Below are 21801 nucleotides of genomic sequence, written 5' to 3'. Positions count from 1 at the left end.
GCCCCCTATAAACTAAACTGAATAAACTATGGGCTTTAAATACAATTTTAAAATCTAAAACAAACATAACTAACAATGCTAAATAAATCTATACTTTAAGGTCTAAAGCTTAAAGCAACTAATGTGTCTGAAACTAGTATCCCTTTATCTGAATAATTTGTCAATTGTTTTTTAAAAGATTTAAAATTTTTTATTTAAATTGCTTTGAATAGATTTTTTTAGATATGGTTAAACCCAAAACCTAATGCATCATGTTCAAATCCTTTTTTTGGAGCCCCTATAGTTCCATAAACGCATACACTAATCCATTCTCCACCATAACCAGAGGAGTCGATATTTCCTCTGACAATTGAAAAAGTTAAACCAACTGTACGTAAAATATCGCCTAACTGTAAAGTCCCCCTACTTACTCCCTGAATTGCCTCCAATATGGCATGATAAAGAGCATGGACTTCCCTATACGAATTAGCATTTATAATATGGTTATTTTTAGCACTTGTTTCAACAGCAGCAACTACTTTTGATAGCTCCATAGCCCCCACTTTTCCAACTGTATAGTTATAACCCCTTGAGTCCAGTTCTTGTTCAACTTCTTTCACCAGTTCAGTATTATGCAAGAGAACCAATAAAGAAGTTAACTTACCCATTGAAAAATTATTCTTTTGTTTAACCTGATTGCTCATAAGATCTTCCCCCTTTGTGCTTCCCTTACTACTAGATTAGTATATACTGAAGAGTATATTAGGTGTCAACCCAGCCTTTGGTAGCGTATACATTTCTGCATTGACAACTATTTATTCGGTAGATATACTAAAAATAATTCTGAAAATTCTAGATAATATAGCCTTTAGTGGATGAATTAAATTTTAGTTAACGGAGGATCTTAATAAAAAGATGGAAATATAAAAATCAGGTATGATGTTATTTTTTAGAATAGGGTTTTCTCCAAGAGAGTAGATCAGATACCTATCAAACTTAAAAATATTACTTATATAAGTTTATTTAGGCGTAGTTAAGCAAATAAGACAAGACTCCAATTTAGTTATTAGTTTATAGAATGGAACTTGGCAAAAAGGAAATTAGTATTTTTGCGAAGTTTTTTTGTGTTGGAAAGACTTATAGTAACTTGGAAAGGAAAGTTGGATTATATTTTTTGAGGTTTTAATAGATATTTTAAAAATCATAAAGAAACTATATTCATTCAAAACATATTTAAAATTATGTCCAACCAATCTGCTCATTTAAATTTTTAGTTTAAAGGAGAACCCTGCTTATAACATAAAAATAATTAAATCATACTATTAGGAAGAGGGTTATACATGCATAGTAAAAAAATAGAAGTATCCAATGAGCTTCAAAGAAATATGAAAAGCAGACATTTATTTATGATTTCAATCGGTGGAGTAATTGGAACAGGCCTTTTTCTAAATTCGGGTCATATTATCAATGAAGCAGGTCCTGGTGGGGCTATATTAGCTTACCTTGTTGTGGGTTTCTTAATGTACTTAGTTATGCTTTGTCTTGGTGAATTGACCGTATCTATGCCGGTGACAGGATCATTTCAAGCCTACGCAACAAAATATATAGGACCTGGAACAGGTTTTACTGTGGGGTGGATGTACTGGTTGAATTGGGCAGTTACAGTAAGTGTTGAATTCACAGCATCTGGATTATTAATGCAGCGCTGGTTTCCTGATATTCCTGTTTGGGTTTGGTGTGCTATTTTTGGAACTTCTTTGTTTATCATTAACTCTCTGTCTACTCGCAGTTTTGCAGAAACAGAATTTTGGTTTTCAAGTATTAAAATCGTAACCATTTTATTATTTATTATAATTGGGGCAGGTATAATTTTTGGATTTCTTGATACTCATGGGGCAAAAAACCCAGTTCAAAGTGTTTCTACCATAATGAATAATGGAGGACTTTTTCCAAATGGATTTAGTAGTGTTTTCTTTGCCATGATTGGAGTTGTTTTTTCTTTTCAGGGAACCGAATTGATTGGTATTGCAGCTGGAGAATCTGAAAATCCACATAGAGAAATCCCTAGAGCTATTAAAAATACGGTTTGGCGAACAGTATTTTTTTATGTAATTTCCATGCTTATCCTCGTTAGTTTAGTCTCCTGGAAAAAAGCAGGATCAGTAGATAGCCCATTTGTCTATGTTTTCGACAATGTTGGGATACCGTATGCAGCAGATGTGATGAATTTTGTTATTCTCACTGCGGTTTTATCGGTTGCAAATTCAGGATTATATGCATCCACACGAATGTTATGGGCTATGAGCCGCGAAGGATTTGCTGGGAAATCTTTTTCGAAATTAAGCCAAAAAGGGGTACCATTACGCGCATTAAGTGTAACTTTTTTAGTAGCATGTCTATCCCTCTTAACAAGCTTCATTGCTGCTAATACTGTTTTTCTAATTTTAGTATCGATTGCTGGCCTAGCTGGCATCACTGTTTGGATGTTAACTGCCTTATCTCAATTAAATTTCCGTAAAGCTTATATTGCGGAAGGAAATGATATTAATCAATTAAACTTCCGTACACCTCTGTATCCTATTGTTCCAATTACCTGCTTTGTACTCTGTTTAGTAGTCATTGTTAGTATGGCTTTTGTTGATTCTCTCAGGGCTGCTTTATATTGCGGTCTCCCATTTGCAATTGGGTGCTATGCCTACTATTACTTACGTATTCATAAGAAAATAGATAAGGAAAAAGATACAATAATATTAAAGAGAAGTTCTGGGGAATAGACCTAGTGGGAATTATATTCTTCCTTTAATTAATGAATCATTGAGTAAATCAAGATGTTTTCATTATCTCTTTTTGATTTTTTAGCAGATTTTATCCTTGGATAAGATCTGCTTTTTAATTACACTAATAAACATTATACACAAATTAATCCATCAACCCTTTTTATAAAACATGTGATTAAACTTTGCCATCTGAATATGGGTTACCTCTATATTTTTCAAAAGACCTTTATTCGTGTATTCTAAAATAAAAAGTGCCTCTGAGATTTCTTATGATATTTACCATGTGCTTCGGAACGAGATATTATGGGTATCGATTAAGGCTTATGTAAACCTCGTTAATAATTTAATACAAATCAAAAAGATAGAATAGATCCTGATAATTAGGCCTATTTTCTTTTAGTCTCCACCTATAAAGTTAATTTTCCACCGTGATAACAATAATAAGTTTCTGCTTTAAGATTTTTAATCTTTCTTAAAGACTGTTCTGCTTCCTTAATATTTAAACAAAAGTATGGATTAGCGATAGCCAATGCATGATTCTCATTAACAGCTGCATCACCCGTAATTACACTCTTTAAACTTGGAAAATATAATGAAATATGTCCGGAAGTATGCCCTGGTGTTGCTACTACTCTACATTTGTTATCTAAAATCATATCGCCATCAAGTACCTTTTCATCAATAGAAACATGATTTAAAGTCTTTAATTGCTGTATAAACCATTTACCAAATTCAATTTTTTCATTTGACATAGTTTTGAGCATTTTCTCGGCTTGAATCAACCTCTCTGACTTCATTGCCCCACTTATATATTTTGATTCGGTTTCACTGGCAATAATATTGACCCAAGGATACTTTTCTTTGAAGTCATATAAGGAACCTATATGGTCATCATCATAATGAGTAATAATTATATTCTTTAACTCCTTTATTTCATATCCTTTTTTTGAGATTTCTTTACTAATTAAATTTAAAAAACCCGTATACCCTGTATCGACTAAGGTTAGTTCATTATTCAATATAATTAGGCTAGGATAAATGAGATTTTTTTGTCCATTAAATTCAAATTCAATTGGTAGTTCTACTATTTTCACTTTTCTCCCTCCATACTACTCATTTGTGAATCATTGGGTAATCGAATATACTCTACATTTATTTTTCGTCTCTTTCTTTCTTTTCTAATTCTTATAAATTATATCACCGTTTTTTATGTTAATTTCACATATCAATTAGATATTGAAACCCCTTATACTTTTTCTAATCATGATAGTCACTCTAAAATTCATCTTAAAATCACATTAAAAATAGATGAAAATAGTAGAAATTTATAAATTTAGTGATATAGTAACAGCTACATAAGCTCTCTAAGAAAGAAACTTTATTATAAATTAGCTATATTATATTAATAAAGACAGGAGTAATTGTAATGAAAAAATTGACCTTAATATTTGTATTAATATTTGCAATAGCTTTACCAAATGTTGCTCAGGCAAAAGGATTTAGTGGTCATAGTTCTTTCAGTCACAATTCTTCGTTCAGTTCTCATTCAGGTAGGGACACATATTCAAGTGGCACTTATCATTCTGGATATAAGTCTCCGTCAAGCAACGTTACAAGAACACCATCATATACTAGGTCTCACACGACATATAACCAGACCCATCCTTCACGAGCAAAAAGTATACTGACTCATGCTGCAGCTTTTGGAACAGGTGCGTTTTTAGGGCATATGCTTCATCCATTTGGTGGGAATTATAACGGTGCATATGGAAATAATCCTTCACATGGATTTTCTTTTTTAGGAATTCTTGTAGATATACTTGTGATTTTAGTCATCATTTGGGTAGTTAAAAACATCTTTACAAGAAGAAGATATTAAGGAGAAATTTAGAATGGAAGTACTATTTAACGAACAAGATATTGTGGATAGCGTTTGTATTTATATTGCTCTAAAAGAAAGAATTGAACCTGAACAGGTAGAAGTAGATTTGGAGCTTCATCCTTCCCTTGGGATTACTGCTTCCACCTTAGCATTAGGACGTACAGCGCGATTGCATGAACAAGACATCATTGATGCTGTTGCAGTATATTTACAGGACTATCACCAGTTCGTCGCGAATCATCTACAAGTTAATTTATCTTTTTCAGAAAAGAATGGATTTACTGCATCTATTCAAGTATTAAGTAATTAGTTTTGACATGAGACTTCCCAGCATTTTCGTACTGGAAGCAATAAGTTATCTCATTATAAGTTTAATTTATTATAAAAAAAATATATATGTGAAATAAAAAGAAGCCTCAGTCTTTAAAAAAGAAGGCTTCTTTTTAATGAATTTCTTCTATATTACGTCGGTTTTATTATGACACGGATTTAAGTTCCTCTGTTAAACGTAAAAAAGCTTGTTTATCTTTATTCTTTAAAGACTGGTCTATTGCTTTAAGGATCTTACTTCTTTTGAAGTCGTTCATCATCTGATCCAAAAACAATTCAGCCAACATTTCATCACGTAAACTTGGATCAACTTCGTTAAGTACATTATTTTCCATTAAAAATCAACCCCTTTATCTTTGCTCCTTTTTAAACAGTATGCTCCTTTTTGACGTTGTTTATACGAGATTGATAGATAAAGAGAAATAATGAATATATTTACCCCACGTATTGATAACCCTCTTGTTATTCTGATTGTTATTTCATACTTATAAACCCTAAAGCGAGCACAAAAACTGTTTTATTTATTTGTTGAAGGAGATCTACAAACTAACTTTTAAGAATATAGGTTCTGACAGTCATGTTTAACGACGGCAAACCACTAACTTAATCTATTTTCCTATCAGAAAAGTTCGTAAAGATGTAAAGTTTTCAGAAGACGTTCGTAATTTATTTTCAAACTTAATCGAACGATGAAAATGACAGGTTTTCTATATAAGAGAAAAGTTCGTAAACGTATACTTTTACGGACGGCAAATTTAATTGTGTTCCAAACGTTAGAGAAATAAAGCCAAGGATTTTCTTTGAATTGTTGGGATTTTTTCAACTTCACCTAAATCGGCACACTTTCCTTTGTTATCTTTCATGAAATCATAGGTAAAACTATCACTCACTTTAGAAATCTGCATGTATGGCTATTAATTTCACTAGGTGTGTTAATCATTTATATTTACCAAAATTCACTCTCATTGTTACCGGACATTAGAATGATTAAATATAATTGTGCCAAAAAAACAACTCCAAATTTATACAACTATACCTCATTCTGCGCATTTATAAAATTAGATCATTCTCCTATATAATTATTGATAATTTTCAAATTGCAGAATATAATAATAATAAGAGTTTACCACAGGAAACTTTTTAGCGTACGGTAAATAAGCGTTTCATCATTTAAAAATGATTCCCTCATTATGAATAAAAAGAGTGAGAGGTAGCCTGGAACTATCCCTCACTCTTTTTATCATTATTTTACTTGTAATTCAGCAATCATATCTTCTAGACGCTCTTTCTGTGCTTGAAGCTCTTCCATAGAAGGTTGATAAGATGAAATAGTTTGTTGTCCACCATATGCCTGTTTAGGTTGAACCAAACGTTGTAATTGCACACCGTTTTGTTCATATAAACGGTAGCCTACTGCGCCTACCACTGTTCCTGATACAAATCCCATTAGAAAATCGCGATTAATCATTATAAAACTCCCCCATAATCTTAAGTTTTTTATATCAATTCATACAAAAGGTATGAATGAATATCTTACGTAATTGTAGATAACTTTTGTGATTGCACTTTCTGCTTTTCATGTAACAATTCCAACACATTCACAATCCATGTAATCATGGCTACATATAGCATATTTGATGGCCCTAGAGATAACATCGTAACAATTCCAGTTAAAATATCTGGGTGCCTCATTTTATTACTCGTACCATGTGATAAGACCGTATAGCCTGTTGCAACTACTGCTCCATATACGAGTGCATCTGGTTTATAAAAAGATGATTTTCGAATACCTGCCAGTAGAAGTAATCCCCCAGAAAACAATGTACGTAGCCAATCATTTCGTGTGGCAGGATCCATTTGAATCATAATATCATCTAATGGATCTAAACGCGTTTGCTGAAAAAAGATAGATACATAACGAAAAATGGTATTCCGAGAAAGTTGTGAAACATCATAGTAAATAAGCATGGTTTGAATGGTGGGTTCTATTCTCACACTCGTTATACCTTTTAAAGCAGAAAACATATGCTCTATTTCCACATGATTTTTCTTATCTCTCAACGCGGGAATATGAAATCGAATACGACCTGGTATATCATGCAGAACGTAGAATTTGGGATTCATGGTTTTCCCTCCCTAACCATAAAATTCTTGCACTATTCATTACTACACCAATAGTGGCCGCATTATGAATAGCTGCTCCCACGATTGGAGAGAAGATACCTAAAGCACCGAATAAAATTGCCATACCATTAATAGCAAACGTGGCAATAAAGTTTTGTTTAATAATGTTCATAGTCTTTTTAGATAGTCCAACTAACTCAGAAAGCATTTCTGGGCTATCAGACGTGATAATAACATCACTGGCTTCCGAAGCAATGTCTGTTCGTTTAGCACCCATCGTTACACCTACATCGGCATGAGCTAAAGCTGGTGCATCGTTAATGCCGTCACCTACCATCATGACAGCTCCTGTTCTCCCATACTTCTTCACATAAAAGGCTTTATCATCTGGCAAAGCCTCTGCATGATACCAGTTCAGTTTTAAGCGACGCGCCATCTCTCTTGCAACCGTTCTCTTATCTCCAGTAAGCATAATGATGTCGTTAATACCTTGATGTCGAAGATTGTTCACTGCGCGGTGCATACCAGAACGTATTTTATCAAAAATGCTAACTACTCCTACAAGTGTTTGATCATAAGCTACATAAATCACATTTTCGTCGTTTTGCATTTGTTGAAGTAAGTTGGTTGTTTTAACTTTTAATTCATTCATAAAGCGTAAACTTCCAACAACAACTCTTTTACCATTTAGCCAAGTGGAAATTCCTTTTCCTACCGTTGTTTCTACCTGAGCATTGTTGTCTCTAAGAGGAATTAAAATGTTCCACTCTTTCGCTTGCTTCATAATTGCATCAGCAATAGGATGGGTGGAATTTTTCTCAGCTGCTGCAGCTAAACGAATAACATCTTCTTGATTAAAGCCTTCAGCAGCAATTACTTGCTGAACCACAGGCGTTCCTTCTGTTATAGTTCCGGTCTTATCAAGAATAACTGTATTTAGTTTAGACATCTTTTCAATATGATCACTGCCTTTAACAATAGCGCCTTCTTTTGCAGCACGTCCGATGGATGCGTATAAAGCTGTTGCCGTTGATAATTTAATTCCGCAAATAAAATCAATAACTAACATACTCATTGCCCTGTTAAGATTTCGAGTGAAGAAAAATGCAAGCAGTGCCAAACCAAAAGAAACAGGAACCATTTTTTCAGCTACTGTATCGGCTATATTTTGAATAGGAGCGCGTTTATCTTGTGCTTCCTCCAACAATTTCACAATTTTAGAGAGAGATGTATCTTCTCCTACTTTTTCAACTGTTACGGTAACATGTCCACTCTGCAAGACACTTCCAGCGTACACATTATCCCCACCACTTACCTCTCGCGGCATATACTCCCCAGTAATTGAGGCCTCATCTACTGTACCATTCCCCTCTATTATGATTCCATCCACGGGAATTTTTTCTCCAGTGAAAACTACAACCTTATCACCAACTTCAATATCCTCAACTAAAACCTTTTCTTCAATGCCCTTTTCCTTTACTCTCCAAGCATATGAGACATCTAATTTTAGGACGGAGTGAATATAATGCTTGGTTTGTTCAGACGTATAGTCTGTTAGCAGCTCACTAATAGTAGACATCAAAGTGATAATTAAAGCCGATCCTGGATTCTTCATATACAAAGAAGCGAATATGGAAGCAGCTGTTAATGTATTAGCATTACCTTTTCGTTCTTTTAGGACATGAACAACACCATCTTTAATTACCTCATAGGAAGTACCAATAGCAGTAATGGTGCTAATCCAATAAAATACTGTCTTTACTATAATAGGATACGAAGAACGTTGGAGATACCAGTTAACTAAAAAAATAGTTCCACAAGCTATGATAGGTATAGCCTTTTTCCATGAACATGCTACTTGCTTTAGTGTGTGTTTATATTTATGGATGAATGATTTTAGACTGTATAAAGAGAGAGTAATATGATGATAAATGAGTAGACTTCCGGTTACTTGATTATAATTTGCAGAATATACCCCTGGAAACGAGCGTAACCAAGTTTCAATATGGCCTGTTTCTAACAGTTTAGGTATATAAAATCGGGTTCTTCCAGGGAGAGAATGAGCTACCTTTACCCCGAACATCATCACCTATTCTTTCCCCCCTTATCCTTAATGATGTTGTATGACCAATAAAGTAAGCTTGCAGAGAAAGCAGGCGCACTTCCAAACGTCTGAATTCCCTTTCCTAATAAGAAGAGAACAAATAAACTATCAAAGTCAGCAAAGCCATTGGTTTGCTTTTTAATCCCTTTATCTATAAATCCAAGTGTGTTAGTCATGCCATTCATCAATGTAGCATCTTTGTTTAAAATGGCGTTAGCTGCTATTTGTACGATATAACTCATCAGTTCATCTAGCTCTTCCTGGTTAATATGAGGTACAACAAATTGAAGCAGCAAACTTCCGGTTAGTTCTGAAGCTTCCGATGTTAAAATAAGAGGATGTTTTTTTACTTCTTCCGTTAGAGCATGTGCAATGATACGGTGCTTCCAACTGTCACATTGTATACGCAGTCGCCCCGGCATCGCATGCAATACTTTTATTTTTTGATCACGGAATTGAGACATAATTTTTGGAGCAATAAAAGAGGCACCTAAACCAATTACAGTAGGAAGCATGCTCATCCCTCCCTTTCCTTAAGCTCTATATTCTTCTTGATATAGTTGTTCAATAAGTCGAAACCATTCTTCAAGTTCTTTGTTATTTGTCATATAAGAAGCGTTATATGTAATAAGTAAACTCCCGGTATCTGATGTAAATATTGCGTCATAGACAAGGGTTTGAGACTTCAAATTTAAAATAATTAATTTAACTAGTTTTTCATTCTCTTTCCAAACAGTTGAACGAAGTCTAATTCTTCCTGGAATAAAATGCACAAGATCAATTTGTAACTTATGTAGTTTTCTTTCTACATGCTTCATCAGTATCTTCTCTTTAATGCTCATCAATATTTAGATACCACCAATCATTTTTCTTTATTTTACCAACTTATATATTTTATAACAATATAAGTATTAAAATATTGTAAATTTTATTACGTACAAATCAGTACTAAAATTTACAGTATTTTAGTACTGATTTTCAATAATAAGATAAGAAATTGTAAAACTAAACTTATCTATATTTCTCAGTTCTATACCTTATGCTTTTTACATAACATATATCAAATCGTAAACATTACGTTTTGTTGAAGGGATAATTATTATTTTTAAGGTTTTTATCTTTTAAATATTTTTTATATTAACTCTTTCTTATTAGCTGCATAATGTGTTTAAACTTTATCATATAGTTCTAGTAATTGGAGGTGAAATGATAGATTATGACAACTCTATCACAGTTAAGTAAAGACCTAATAGGTGTGCTGTTACTAGTGCTTTTTGGTTACTGTTTTTTCTTTGTTGATATAAATACGAAAGATTTAGCCATTCCAGCATCTCTATTGAATGTAAACTCAATCTTTTTAAGTATTGTACTTGAAGCTATCCCTTTTATCTTGCTCGGAGTTTTTGCATCTGCTCTTATTCAAGTATTTGTCTCAGAAGAACTTATTCAACGTCTGATTCCCAAAAACCCATATATAGCTCTTTTACCAGCTGTTCTAGTCAGTACTCTTTTACCGGTTTGTGAATGTGCCATTATTCCCGTTGTAAGAAGGTTATTAAAAAAGGGAATGCCTCTTCATATTGGAATTGTTATTCTAGTCGGGGCGCCCATTTTAAATCCCGTTGTATTTGCTGCTACTTTTTATGCATTCCAATCAAATATGTCCATCGTTTACAGTCGTATGGCACTAGCTGTTGTTACTTGCCTATTAATTGGTCTATCTGTTTATTTCTTCTTTAAGAACTCCAATCAATTACGAGATGTATACGTTCACGAACATGAGGAAGAAAAAGTAGGAAATAAGTTAAAACAAACGTTGTATCATGCCAGTGATGAATTTTTCGACATGGGCAAATACTTATTATTTGGTGCACTTGTAGCAAGCCTGTTTCAAACCTTTTTAGATAGACAACTATTAACGAACCTTGCCAGCAATGACTATATGGCTTCTGCCGTTATGATGGGATTTGCTTATGTGCTGTCACTTTGTTCAGAAGCAGATGCTTTTGTTGCTTCATCTTTTTCTCATACATTTTCACCTACAGCTCTTCTTGCCTTTCTACTATATGGACCTATGATAGATTTTAAAAACACCATTATGCTATTGTCTTTTTTTAAAAAACGCTTTGCATTTAGTCTGATTCTTATCATTACGGTGGTTGTATACGTTATTGTCATGACCTATGGAATAGTTAGTAGATAGGAGAATTGGTATGAAAAAAATTGACCAGCAATTTGTCATCTATATAAGGGGGATATTACTAATTGGTTTTTCCCTCCTTATGTTTAAACTCATATTAACAGGTAAAATCATTCAATTTATTGCTCCTAAAATGATGCCTTTTATATTATTTTCTTCTGGTACTTTTTTTTTGTTAGGAATTATACAAATTTGGCGAAGTAGTATAAATCAGGATTTATCTTGTGAATGCGGTCATAATCATACGGAAAAAGGAAAAATACGAACAACTTTTATTTACTCTTTATTTCTATTACCTATTATGACGGGATTTTTATTTTCTAATCACACGCTTGATAGTTCGATTGCAGTAAGAAGAGGGTTAAGCTTTTCAGTTAATACGCCTGATACTTTACAACAAGCCGGAAATGATGAAGAAATTGACACCACTAATTCAAAATTGGAAAAGGATACAAATGATTTATTGTCTGGAAATTCAGAAGAAACTCTAAAGAATGTTCCAACAAGACACAAAAATAGTATTGCTGCTAAAGTAGCACCTAAAGGTTTTTATGAATTACTTGAAAAGAAACTACGCGAAAAAACGAAAATTTCTATAAATGACACGGATTATATTTCAGTCATAAATACTATTGAAGACAATACAGATCAGTTTGTTGGAAAAAAAATCGAAGTCAGTGGCTTTGTATATCACGAAAAAGGATTTAAAAATAATCAATTTGTTGTTGCTCGTTTTGGAATATCTTGTTGTGCAGCAGATGCATCTGTATACGGCTTATTATCTACACTAGAAAATGCCTTAACATTAAAAAAAGATACTTGGGTTCATATAAAAGGAATTATACAAAAAACTACGTATAACGGAGAAAATGTCCCCTATATTCAGGTTCAACAGATTGAGTCCATTGACCAGCCTGATAACCCGTACGTATATGAACTTTATCAAGGTGAACAACTGATAGGCCCTGAAGAATAAAAAGACTATAAGATATATGTATGCTACCAAGATCCAGCTACATGTAATTTATTGGTTACGTTAGATACTTGGCAAGTACAATGCTGCTTAAAAAAATATACCTTTTTAGACCACCTACATTGAAAGAAATTAATATTTGCAAAATAAAAAGCCACCCAGTATTTGCAGGATAGGTGGCTTTTCACTATTAAAATGCATGTGCAAAAATATAATAATACATTATTTCCATATAGAGTATATTTTACCGTACAAGCATATGTATAAAGGGTGCACTTTTTATACATTCGTTTGGGTTATGCCCTAGTATGAAACCCTTACGCGTCAAGGATGTATAAAAAGCTGCATAATTCATATGAGCAATCTCTTTTAAACCCTTACTCCCAGAAGGGTTCTTTTTGGTGGTGTCTTCAGGAAAGAGACATTATGTTAACTAACTTTGTATAGAGTATACAGCTTAAAAAGCAAAAAAACTCCCTATTTCCGTAGGGAGTTTTTCTGTCTTGCACCATTATTTTTGATGATCTATCTATCGTGAGTAGTTTGCTCAAGGTATCAAAATTTATTCATTATAGAAAGAAGCTTATTATACAGTCTTGAATCCCAAAATTTTCACATCTTGAATGAAGATTCTTTCCATTGTAGATATATTTAATTTGGCTAATCTTATAATTTTATTTGGATCGTTAATAGATTCTATAATTATGGATCTATTAACGATACTATTATTCTTTTGTATAGAGTATTCCACCTCGAATTTTTTCAACTTTTCCTCTTTATTTTTTAACATTAGCCTAATGTCATCTCCTAATTAATTTATAGGTAATAAAATATATAAACTTAAAAAGCTAAACCTCATACATAGGTTGATCTTTTTTATTTAGTCAATACTGATGAAAGATAAAATATCACCTAAAAGACTATCAATTTAACACTTTAAAGTAAAGGTGTATCTCATATACATCAAAAGAACAGAAAAAACTACCTCAATGGGGGTAAGGTAGTTTTTTCGCTGTTGAGTAATTGGGTTTTGTAAGCTGATGTCCCGTTTTTTCTTGAGTAGTTTGCTCAAGATATAAAAATCTATACATTTTCAACCATGCTAAAGTTATAGGAGGATTCATACTATTGCTGTATGTTAGAACAACTTTATTGTAATAAACTATAGGTAGCAGGATTAATAAAGGAGAGGTCACATGCCAAAAATTGAAGAAAATCAGTTGTTTACGGTGATTATTGAATGGGAAGTTAATCCGAAATATCAACAAGAATTAATTAATGGTCTTTCAAATCAAATCGACACATACTTTAAGGATTATGATGGCTTTATTTCAACAAGTTTCCATGCTAGTGAAGACGGTAAACGAGTCATTAACTATGCTCAGTGGGTATCGAGAGAAGCTTGGTCTAACTCGTTTCAAGCCTCAGGTCGTAATGAGGTCCAAACTACTAATGATGAAATAATTAAAAATTGTGAGGTTACAACACTAAAGCTTAACAGTTATCATGTTGCTAGAGTAATAGAAAATATATAAATTAATAATTGATTATCTGTTAGAGCTTAAAAACAAAAAGCCTATCTCTTTCCAGTCAAAAGAGGTAGGTTTTTTTATTGCAGAATTTAGTTGTATGAGTCGATGTTTGGGACATCCTGAGTAGTTTGCTCTTAGTAAATAAATTTATGCATTCACAAAAAGTAGTTTTTGTTTGAGAAAAGTTAAGTATGTACTGCTTTGAGTGGGTATTTTTCTATTTCTCATGGTTCAGATAATCAAAAATCGTACGATTAGCAAAGTGAGCTTAACTAATCGTACGATTTTTAAGATTTATATTAGATGAACAGATTAGTTTTCTTTTTACAAAGTACATTATAAAAAAGGAAAGTGAAAATATGATGAAATCATAATGAGTTATATAGTTAATATAGCTTTAAATGGAGTATACAGTCTAAAAAAAGCGAAAAATTACTGCTTCCGTCAGTGATTTTTCTGGTTACCAGTATGCTATACATACTCTAATGTCTTTTAAGTTCATAAGCAGTTTACTTCAGTTATAAAAAAATATTCATAGTGGTTAAGTGTTAAGTTACATATAATTATTCTTTTATGATTTCTAAGAGAAACAATTATAATAATCTTGCTTTTTATTAAATGGTGTTTAAGTTTTGTGAACTCATTAGTTTTACGACTGTTTCACCAATTTGCCTTCCCAATCTTAAACCTTCATCATTGTCTACTTTAAAATGTACCCCAGCGTACAAACGAGATTGAGCACTTTCTTTCATCAAATTTTTTATTCTTGCTGACTCTGAGGGGAAGAAATAACTTAATAATATTTCTGAACATCCTGCAATAGTAGCATGGGCAGAAGGATAAGATGGAAAACTAGGAGTAATCAACACAGTAGATAAATTTCTCCCATATTGATTTGGTCGTGCTACATCCCATAGATATTTTAAAAACCATGTGATTACGAATGTATCGTTTATAGCAGCATTGGAATACCCTAGAGCTCTAGCAATATGAGGTGATCCTAGCCGATATTTTTCACCTAAATCAAAAATCGTAGCAGTAATTTTTGCACTTAGTTCACCTGTACCCCAATATTGCGCAATTTGTCTTTGTTGAGGAGTTAGCGACTTTAATGTTTGATCTACTAGAAAAAGTTCTGTTTGCCAATTAATATCATCAGGATTTTTAATTCTCCAATTGATAGGTTGATGAAAGGGATCTAAGAAATTATTATCTCTGCCTTTTGAAAAAAAAACATTGGCCAATATCCTGCTTCTGAAGAGCCTTTAGGAGGGGTATTCTCTCCGTCATAAGGATGTTCTTTCCATTTTCTATAACTTGCTCGCATCAGTCTCAACCCCTTACAGAATTTATTCTTCTTGTTCTTTATGATTAAGAATAATAAAATATGTCAATATCTTTTTTTAGAAATAAACCCCCGATATTACTTACTCAATTTATAGAGGAAAGAATGTAAATCATATGTAGCTTAAAAACAGAAAAAACTACCTTATACGAGTAAGATAGTTCTTCTGGTGAATGCTCTAAATAGATATATTTGACACCTTATAGTGTCTTGGGTAGTTTGCTCAAGTTATCAATAACTTATCCCTAACAAAGAAAGACCTCCTAGACCTAGGGAGACCTTAAGGTCCCCTTTCTTAAGAATTTCTGTTGATGCCTCATTTTATCGGCGCTCCCGGAGCATAATAGTATGGAGGGACTTTAAGCCACCCTCGTCTTTTCACAAGTTCTTTTAGGGTTGCTCCAAATGTCATATATTCCTGCAGGTATTCAATCCATATCAAAGTAACATCATTGCGTGTAGATTGAATGATGGCATTTGCACAATAGGTAATTAAAATAACCATTTTAATATTAAGGCTGTTTGCAAGTTCATCATCCGTTAACTTGACCCCCAATGGAACATCGCTTGGGTTAGACTGCGGCTTGGATTCACTTAATGGTGGAATAGGAACTCCCTCTGATAACATAAAGGCAATAATTCGTTCTTTCTGTGATTTGAACATCTTAACTGCTTCATGGAAAGCTTTTCTTAATTCGAGATCCGTTGTACTGTTAATCCCTGCTTCGGAATGAACTTGTTCGTCAGCTAATTCAGAAAGATAGGACCAGCAGGACATGACCTCCCCCACATGTAAGGGTGATTTGGGTTCCTCGTCAACAAATGATTGAATAATATTTTTAAGAGCTTTTCCGACATCTGGCATCTTCCTTACCTCACTTTTCTATTTGGGGTAGACCTGTAGGATGATACGGTGGTGGAACCTTGAGCCATCCCCGTTTTCGCATCAATGATTTAAATGTTATTAAAAAGGTTATGTGTTCTTGCAAGAATTCGGCCCACATCAGACTAACATCGCTGCGAAGGGATTGCGACGCCGCCTCCGAACAGTTTGTAATTGCCATCGATATCTTTTTCTTAAGGCTGTTTGCAAGTTCATTATCCGTCAGCTTAACCCCTAAGGGAACACTATTGGGATCGGAGATTGGTTTAGATTCACTAAGAGGTGGTGACGGAATTCCTTCTGACCGCATAAATGCTACAATCCGTTCTTTTTCTGACTTGAACATATTGACGGCTTCTTGAAGCGCTTTTCTCAATTCAGGGTCCGTTGTACTGTTAATTCCTGCTTCAGTCTGTACTTGTGTCTCACCGGCTAACGCTAAAAATATCCAGCACCCCATTGCCTCACCAATGTGAAGAGGCGTTTTATTCTCATCTTTAATAAAAGACTGAACTACATTTTTCAAGGCTTGCAAAAGATCAGGCACATATTTCACCTTCCTTTCTTTTTTTTACTTTCCCCTAACGAGAATTTCTAATACACAGAAGACTTTTTGGTGCAACACTTATTAGAAAACGGGCTGATTAGTGAGCCTCTTAGGATGAAAAAACAAAAGCTTATTTGTACTTATACCTGATAGGAGAGTTATACTTTCCTATTGGACAAAATGAGGAAAACCCTTTAAAAGGAACTAATCACTTGTCGAAAGACAGTTAGAATTTCCAAAATTATAGTTATCCATTAACGAGATCTTTAATGTAATAGGCAGATTTAAAGAGGGTTATTTTTGATATTCTCCCCTTATAGTAGACAGTAAAAAGAAAGGTCATGAATCTATAAGATTCATGACCTTATTGGTGCCTATATTTGTGATTATGGTAACTAAGGGCGTATATCGTAGTCATCTTAAAAAACAGAAAAACCTATCTCTTCCCAGTCAAAAGAGGTAGGTTTTTTCTGCTACAGAATTTAGTTGTATGAGTCGATGCTCGGAGACATCTTGAGTAGTTTGCCCAAGTTGCTATTTATTATCCGTTTATAGTGGGGAAGAATTTAAATCAATTTCTTTTATTGGTTATTTGCACCAAAAAATCGGTAAGAAAGATAATAATAAAGGGAACAATGCAAACAATGAAAATTTCACGAAAGACCATATAAACCTTATTATTCATTTATATTGGATCCCCCTTTATATTTTAGAGTAAACATTCTAGGGTTTCTTCAGTAATAAAATGTTCGAATAAAAGAAAAGTATTCATAAGGGTGAGTACGTTCAAGAAAATAAAAATTATATTAACTGGATTTGTATACCATACACAGACTAAGAACAGAAAAAACTACCTTTGTGGCAACATAAGGTAGTTTTTCTAGTTGTAAAATATAGATGTTAAGCTGATGCCTCGCGGCTTCTTGAGTAGTTTGCTCAAGATATAAAGAATTCATGTAAGGAAAAACAAAGAATTAGTGTTTTCTCATTCTTAGTATTTTACCAACTTTGTTTATAGTTTTTTCTGATTCCTTTAACCGTTTTTGGGTATTTAGTAAAGAGCGTTCAACAGATAACGGTGTAAGAACTTTACTACTCTTTACTTCCGTACATACTAGATGACCTATCTCATCTTTCCATTGGATCGTACATTTAAAATTTCCAAAGAACCCGTTCTTTATCTGTAAAATTAGATGTTTTGTTACAGAATGAGAATTAGTACTTTGTGATAGCATTACTATAGCTTTATTCCGGTCTTCTTTATGAATGATCGTCCATATATTAGATATAGGAGGAAAATATGAATGAGTTATGTTTGAAGAATTTAGAATTGCACCCTCTTGATTGATTTGAAAATAAGGAACAGGAATCCATTTAGTTGTAGAAGTATCCATATTCTAGCTCCTTTCAATTAAAGAATGAATCTTTCTATTTCACCATAACATATCTAAATAAGTTTTGTATGTACCGATAAACTACATTATGTGAACTGAACAAGTATAGGTTATACAGTCTAAAAACAGAAGGAACTACTGTCCCCCAACAGTAGTTCCTTATTGTAATATAAGTGCATTTTGGATGATCTAATTTACCTGAAGTAGTTTATACAGAAAGAATGATTGACGAATGACTCACAGAGACAGATTCTTTTTTAGTTATTTACTAACTTCCACTACGAATGGAACTATAAAGACTTTGTTACTACGCTGAAACTCTCCCCAAATTTTATAGATGCCAGGTGAAGGAAATGTGGTATGGAACATAGCTTTAGATCCTTTTATCCTTTCATCCATTGGGTGTACGTGCAGATATTTTGTTGCGTCTTGATTTAGAATGACAACGTGTCCTACAGCTCCAAGGTATGGTTGTAAATCCTGAATAGGCTGTTTGGTTTTAGCGTCTTCAAAATGAAAATTTAGCATAGTTTCCTGATTCGCTTTTAGCTGGCTATCTATTTTAAGAGACACTTGATTTCCATTAACAGTTTTTAATAATTTCTTATCAGGTATAAGGCTAACAGGGGCTGATGTATTTCCCTTAACAGAAACCGTATGCATTTGAACTGTATCCGATTGTCCTTTCGGTACAAAGTCAGCAATTAATTTAAATGATCCTCCCTGAGTAAACGTAACAGGTACTGTAAACACACCTTTTCCCTTATAAGTAGGATGGATGTGTTGATATTTTGACAAGTCTTTGGTTGCAACAATCAGATGCATTTTCTTTTCGTGATTTACCTCAAATTCGGAAATAGGCTTCCCTTTATTATCTTTGATTGTGATTGTTAACTGATTGGTTGTATTAGCCTGAGGATAATGTTCAAACTTCCAATCGGTTTGTACGGCAACTTGTTGTTTTTCTTTTGAAGAATCGTTATGGTCCATGTTTGCCATGTCGTGTTTCATCTGCTTATATTCAGAATCCTTATTACATGCTACCAAAGAAATCATAGTTAAGAGAGATACCGCGACAAATAGTAACTTTTTCATATATACACCCTTTCATTGTAATAAGTACTGCTGCCCACCATTTATATCAAATAGATGTGGAGAAACTGTGCAGACCTATCTATACAAGGATAGCCTCTATACCCAAACACAGAATTAAGTAAAAATCGATAAGTAATTACGTAAACTTACTTATAATAAATTGTGTTTAATAAAAATAAGAAATCTTAAAAGGCATGCGTATTAATACGCATGCCTTTTAAGTGACCTTTCATAAAAAATCCCAAAATATAAATACCAGATAATGCTTATAGGGTTTGTCAAAAATTATTTTATCCAATAAATGTCGACTGTTAAATATGGAAATATAATCAATTAAATAGGTTTTTTGGATAATATTAGTGAATTAGATACAATTACATAACTAGAAAGGTATGTAAAATGATTATAAACTATACTTCTACCGACGGTATATTTGATATTGTTTCACAACGTTAATGAGATTAAATTTACTCCTTCTTGCGAACTTCCACTAGAAATAATTTTTTATCAAAGACTCCTCTTTTATCAGCTTTATGTCGTCTAACTCTCTCCAAATCTTCGATGGAAAATCCATGACACTTTGTTAATCCATAGATTACTTCTAATAAATCTGCAAGTTCTTCTATAGCCTCATTTGAGTTAGAAGCTGCTAAATACTCATTTAATTCTTCCTGACTTTTCCTTTGAAGTTCTATTAAATAATCCTGTTCTGTTAAAACTTCAACCACACACTCGCCTTCGAATTCTTGAATAATTTCGGGTATGCGGTCTCTAATTAGTTTATTATAAATGGTCATATATCTTATCTCCTTTATAATTAGAGTGTTTACTATACAGACGTAGCAGAACTATCTAAACAAAAAAACAAGCCTTTGAAAACAAATGCTTGTTTTTGTTTAGAACTTGTTAATATAAACTGTTAGAAGGTATTTTTATTTGTATCTACATTGATTAGTTTTTTACATTTTCATATTCAACAACACGTTTCATTGCTTGAATGTGTCCTAAATGATTGGATTCATGTAATACGGCCAAACCTGCTAATTCTTCAAAAGTTTCAAATCCCATAAATGGTTTTTGAAGTGTTTCCTTTAATTGTTCATTTGGAATTTGCTGAAGACGAATGGCCTGATCCTTGAGCTGAATAATCAATTCGTCTAAGCTAGGCACCTCATCCTTCCAATCAGCTGGTTTTGTACCATTACCAAACAATTCGATATAGTTTGCTGGAAGGTAAGTCGTTTTTTTTGGAAAGCCAAACATTAATTGCTCAGTGAATGTTAATACATGACCAACATGCCAATGAATTGTATTGTTAAAACCATCTGGCTGAACACTTGCTACTTCTTTAGAAATAGATTCTACATTTCTTATAAAGTAATCCTTTGCCACTTTAAACTGCTTAAATACTAATTCATTCATATAGTCTCACTACCTTATAATCATTATTTTTCACTTTAATATTCCTATACAGGTATTTGATATTTAGGTGAGAAAGAACGTAATCTCACAACAGAATGCTTTAAATATCTAACTAGCTGATTTATTTCATCTTCAGTGGTTAGTGCTCCTATACTTATACGAATTGAGCTTCTAATCTCGTCATCTGTCTTTCCAATTGCTTTTAATACATGTGAAAGTTTTGATGAAGTAGAGCTACATGCGGAAGCAATAGATACACAAATTCCTAATTCATTTAACATACTGGCTAAGGATTCCCCTCTAATCCCAGAAAATTGAATGTTTATCGTGGAGGGAACATTAGCATGTATGTCTCCGTTTATTAAACAATCCTCAATTTCTGCTTGGAGATTAGTTAAGAATAAGTCACGTAGGTACTCTATCTTTGTAAAATTTAAGTATAGATCTTCTTGAACTATTTTTGCAGCAATCCCAAAACCGACAATACCTGCTACATTTTCTGTTCCAGAACGCATACCAAATTCTTGAGATCCTCCAAGGATAAGAGGAGGAATATTCACATCTTCACGTAAATATAAACACCCTACTCCCTTAGGCCCATAAATTTTATGTGCTGACATGGATAAACTATCAATTGGAAGTTCCTTTAAATTAACAGGTATTCTCCCAACTGCCTGTACTGCGTCGCAATGGAAATGAATATTGTGCTTTTTACACAGATTACCTATTTCTTTTATAGGCTGTATAGATCCAATTTCATTATTTACCATCATGACTGTAACAAGAACTGTTTGGCTAGTTATAGCTCTTTCGATATCATTAAGATTCACAATACCAGCCGAATTGACAGGTATTGTGGTAATTTGAAATCCATGATGCTTTCTTAAGTAATCACAAGTTTTTAAGATAGCTGGATGTTCAATTGCACTTGTAATAATATGCTTCCTCTTTGAATTTTCAGCTGCTATGCCCTTTAATATAGTGGAATTTGCCTCAGATCCACCACTTGTAAAAAATATATTACTATCCTCAACACCAATAAGATTAGCTATATCTTTACGTGCTATTTCAATGGCCTCTTTAGCGCGATACCCTATAGAATAAGTACTCGACGGATTTCCAAAATGATTTTGAAGATACGGTAACATACCTTCTAGTACTCTTGGATCAATAGGAGTAGTGGCATTATAGTCAAAATAAATAGGTGTATGCAT

At 33.2% G+C, this 21801-nt stretch carries 22 protein-coding genes; 6 read left to right on the top strand and 16 right to left on the bottom strand.

Going from position 1 to position 21801, the window contains the following annotated elements:
• Window positions 1-218: 218 nt before the first annotated feature.
• Complete coding sequence (hutP, locus tag ACFX4R_RS23820) at window positions 219-683, bottom strand: histidine utilization transcription antiterminator HutP (RefSeq protein WP_028408945.1); 465 nt, start codon at window positions 681-683, stop codon at window positions 219-221.
• A gap of 636 nt (window positions 684-1319) precedes the next feature.
• Between hutP and ACFX4R_RS23815 the strand changes: the two genes are divergently transcribed.
• The gene (locus tag ACFX4R_RS23815; protein ID WP_043981759.1) at window positions 1320-2753 is read left to right on the top strand and encodes an amino acid permease; all 1434 of its coding nucleotides are present in this window, start codon (window positions 1320-1322) and stop codon (window positions 2751-2753) included.
• 410 nt (window positions 2754-3163) lie between these two features.
• Here the strand turns inward: ACFX4R_RS23815 and ACFX4R_RS23810 are convergent, their stop codons facing one another.
• On the bottom strand, window positions 3164-3850 hold the full coding sequence (locus ACFX4R_RS23810; protein WP_340448733.1) for an MBL fold metallo-hydrolase: 687 nt from the start codon (window positions 3848-3850) through the stop codon (window positions 3164-3166).
• A gap of 332 nt (window positions 3851-4182) precedes the next feature.
• Here ACFX4R_RS23810 and ACFX4R_RS23805 point away from each other — a divergent pair, with 332 nt between their 5' ends.
• Together ACFX4R_RS23805 and ACFX4R_RS23800 are read left to right on the top strand one after the other, a co-directional pair.
• Window positions 4183-4635 (top strand): hypothetical protein, encoded by a 453-nt coding sequence (locus ACFX4R_RS23805; RefSeq protein ID WP_377570526.1) that lies wholly within the window; start codon window positions 4183-4185, stop codon window positions 4633-4635.
• 13 nt (window positions 4636-4648) lie between these two features.
• The gene (locus ACFX4R_RS23800; protein WP_043981756.1) at window positions 4649-4948 is read left to right on the top strand and encodes a DUF2653 family protein; all 300 of its coding nucleotides are present in this window, start codon (window positions 4649-4651) and stop codon (window positions 4946-4948) included.
• Between the two features lie 166 nt (window positions 4949-5114).
• Here ACFX4R_RS23800 and ACFX4R_RS23795 read toward each other — a convergent pair whose 3' ends face one another.
• The 6 genes from ACFX4R_RS23795 to ACFX4R_RS23770 form a co-directional block, all read right to left on the bottom strand.
• A complete protein-coding gene (locus ACFX4R_RS23795; RefSeq protein ID WP_043981755.1) occupies window positions 5115-5303 on the bottom strand; it encodes an IDEAL domain-containing protein in 189 nt (62 codons plus the stop codon).
• A gap of 908 nt (window positions 5304-6211) precedes the next feature.
• Window positions 6212-6436, bottom strand: coding sequence for a hypothetical protein (locus ACFX4R_RS23790; RefSeq protein WP_322552741.1), 225 nt, complete (start codon window positions 6434-6436; stop codon window positions 6212-6214).
• A gap of 65 nt (window positions 6437-6501) precedes the next feature.
• Entirely contained in the window at window positions 6502-7092 is a 591-nt protein-coding gene (locus ACFX4R_RS23785) for an HMA2 domain-containing protein (RefSeq protein WP_029714746.1), read from the bottom strand.
• A complete protein-coding gene (locus tag ACFX4R_RS23780; protein WP_377570569.1) occupies window positions 7064-9178 on the bottom strand; it encodes a heavy metal translocating P-type ATPase in 2115 nt (704 codons plus the stop codon). Before ACFX4R_RS23780 ends, ACFX4R_RS23785 begins: the two co-directional genes overlap by 29 nt.
• A complete protein-coding gene (locus ACFX4R_RS23775) occupies window positions 9178-9711 on the bottom strand; it encodes an HMA2 domain-containing protein (RefSeq protein ID WP_340448734.1) in 534 nt (177 codons plus the stop codon). The genes ACFX4R_RS23780 and ACFX4R_RS23775 overlap by 1 nt, the downstream gene beginning before the upstream one ends.
• Window positions 9712-9729: 18 nt before the next feature.
• The gene (locus tag ACFX4R_RS23770) at window positions 9730-10014 is read right to left on the bottom strand and encodes an HMA2 domain-containing protein (protein ID WP_322552739.1); all 285 of its coding nucleotides are present in this window, start codon (window positions 10012-10014) and stop codon (window positions 9730-9732) included.
• A 398-nt stretch (window positions 10015-10412) separates the two neighbouring features.
• Between ACFX4R_RS23770 and ACFX4R_RS23765 the strand changes: the two genes are divergently transcribed.
• The 3 genes from ACFX4R_RS23765 to ACFX4R_RS23755 all read left to right on the top strand — a co-directional run bounded on the left by ACFX4R_RS23765 (window position 10413) and on the right by ACFX4R_RS23755 (window position 13904).
• Window positions 10413-11399: a permease gene (locus ACFX4R_RS23765; protein ID WP_322552738.1), complete on the top strand. Its 987-nt coding sequence runs from the start codon at window positions 10413-10415 to the stop codon at window positions 11397-11399.
• 10 nt (window positions 11400-11409) lie between these two features.
• Window positions 11410-12372 (top strand): TIGR03943 family putative permease subunit, encoded by a 963-nt coding sequence (locus tag ACFX4R_RS23760; RefSeq protein WP_322552737.1) that lies wholly within the window; start codon window positions 11410-11412, stop codon window positions 12370-12372.
• A 1193-nt stretch (window positions 12373-13565) separates the two neighbouring features.
• Complete coding sequence (locus ACFX4R_RS23755) at window positions 13566-13904, top strand: antibiotic biosynthesis monooxygenase family protein (protein ID WP_237075580.1); 339 nt, start codon at window positions 13566-13568, stop codon at window positions 13902-13904.
• A gap of 611 nt (window positions 13905-14515) precedes the next feature.
• Here the strand turns inward: ACFX4R_RS23755 and ACFX4R_RS23750 are convergent.
• The 8 genes from ACFX4R_RS23750 to ACFX4R_RS23715 form a co-directional block, all read right to left on the bottom strand.
• Window positions 14516-15145 (bottom strand): vanadium-dependent haloperoxidase, encoded by a 630-nt coding sequence (locus tag ACFX4R_RS23750; RefSeq protein ID WP_237075581.1) that lies wholly within the window; start codon window positions 15143-15145, stop codon window positions 14516-14518.
• 417 nt (window positions 15146-15562) lie between these two features.
• Window positions 15563-16111, bottom strand: coding sequence for a DUF3231 family protein (locus tag ACFX4R_RS23745; RefSeq protein WP_272911293.1), 549 nt, complete (start codon window positions 16109-16111; stop codon window positions 15563-15565).
• 10 nt (window positions 16112-16121) lie between these two features.
• The gene (locus ACFX4R_RS23740; protein ID WP_237075583.1) at window positions 16122-16676 is read right to left on the bottom strand and encodes a DUF3231 family protein; all 555 of its coding nucleotides are present in this window, start codon (window positions 16674-16676) and stop codon (window positions 16122-16124) included.
• Window positions 16677-17650: 974 nt separating this feature from the next.
• Entirely contained in the window at window positions 17651-18070 is a 420-nt protein-coding gene (locus ACFX4R_RS23735; protein WP_043977896.1) for a hypothetical protein, read from the bottom strand.
• Window positions 18071-18331: 261 nt separating this feature from the next.
• A complete protein-coding gene (locus tag ACFX4R_RS23730; protein WP_144633052.1) occupies window positions 18332-19165 on the bottom strand; it encodes a hypothetical protein in 834 nt (277 codons plus the stop codon).
• A 467-nt stretch (window positions 19166-19632) separates the two neighbouring features.
• Window positions 19633-19962, bottom strand: a complete 330-nt coding sequence (locus ACFX4R_RS23725; RefSeq protein ID WP_144633050.1) for a nucleoside triphosphate pyrophosphohydrolase — start codon at window positions 19960-19962, stop codon at window positions 19633-19635.
• Between the two features lie 154 nt (window positions 19963-20116).
• The gene (locus ACFX4R_RS23720; RefSeq protein WP_377570521.1) at window positions 20117-20587 is read right to left on the bottom strand and encodes a DinB family protein; all 471 of its coding nucleotides are present in this window, start codon (window positions 20585-20587) and stop codon (window positions 20117-20119) included.
• Window positions 20588-20631: 44 nt separating this feature from the next.
• A complete protein-coding gene (locus ACFX4R_RS23715; RefSeq protein ID WP_322552702.1) occupies window positions 20632-21801 on the bottom strand; it encodes a cysteine desulfurase family protein in 1170 nt (389 codons plus the stop codon).

It is taken from the genome of Priestia sp. YIM B13490 (assembly GCF_042787735.1).
GTDB lineage: Bacteria > Bacillota > Bacilli > Bacillales > Bacillaceae_H > Priestia > Priestia megaterium.
This window is presented reverse-complemented; position numbering and strand designations above follow the sequence as displayed.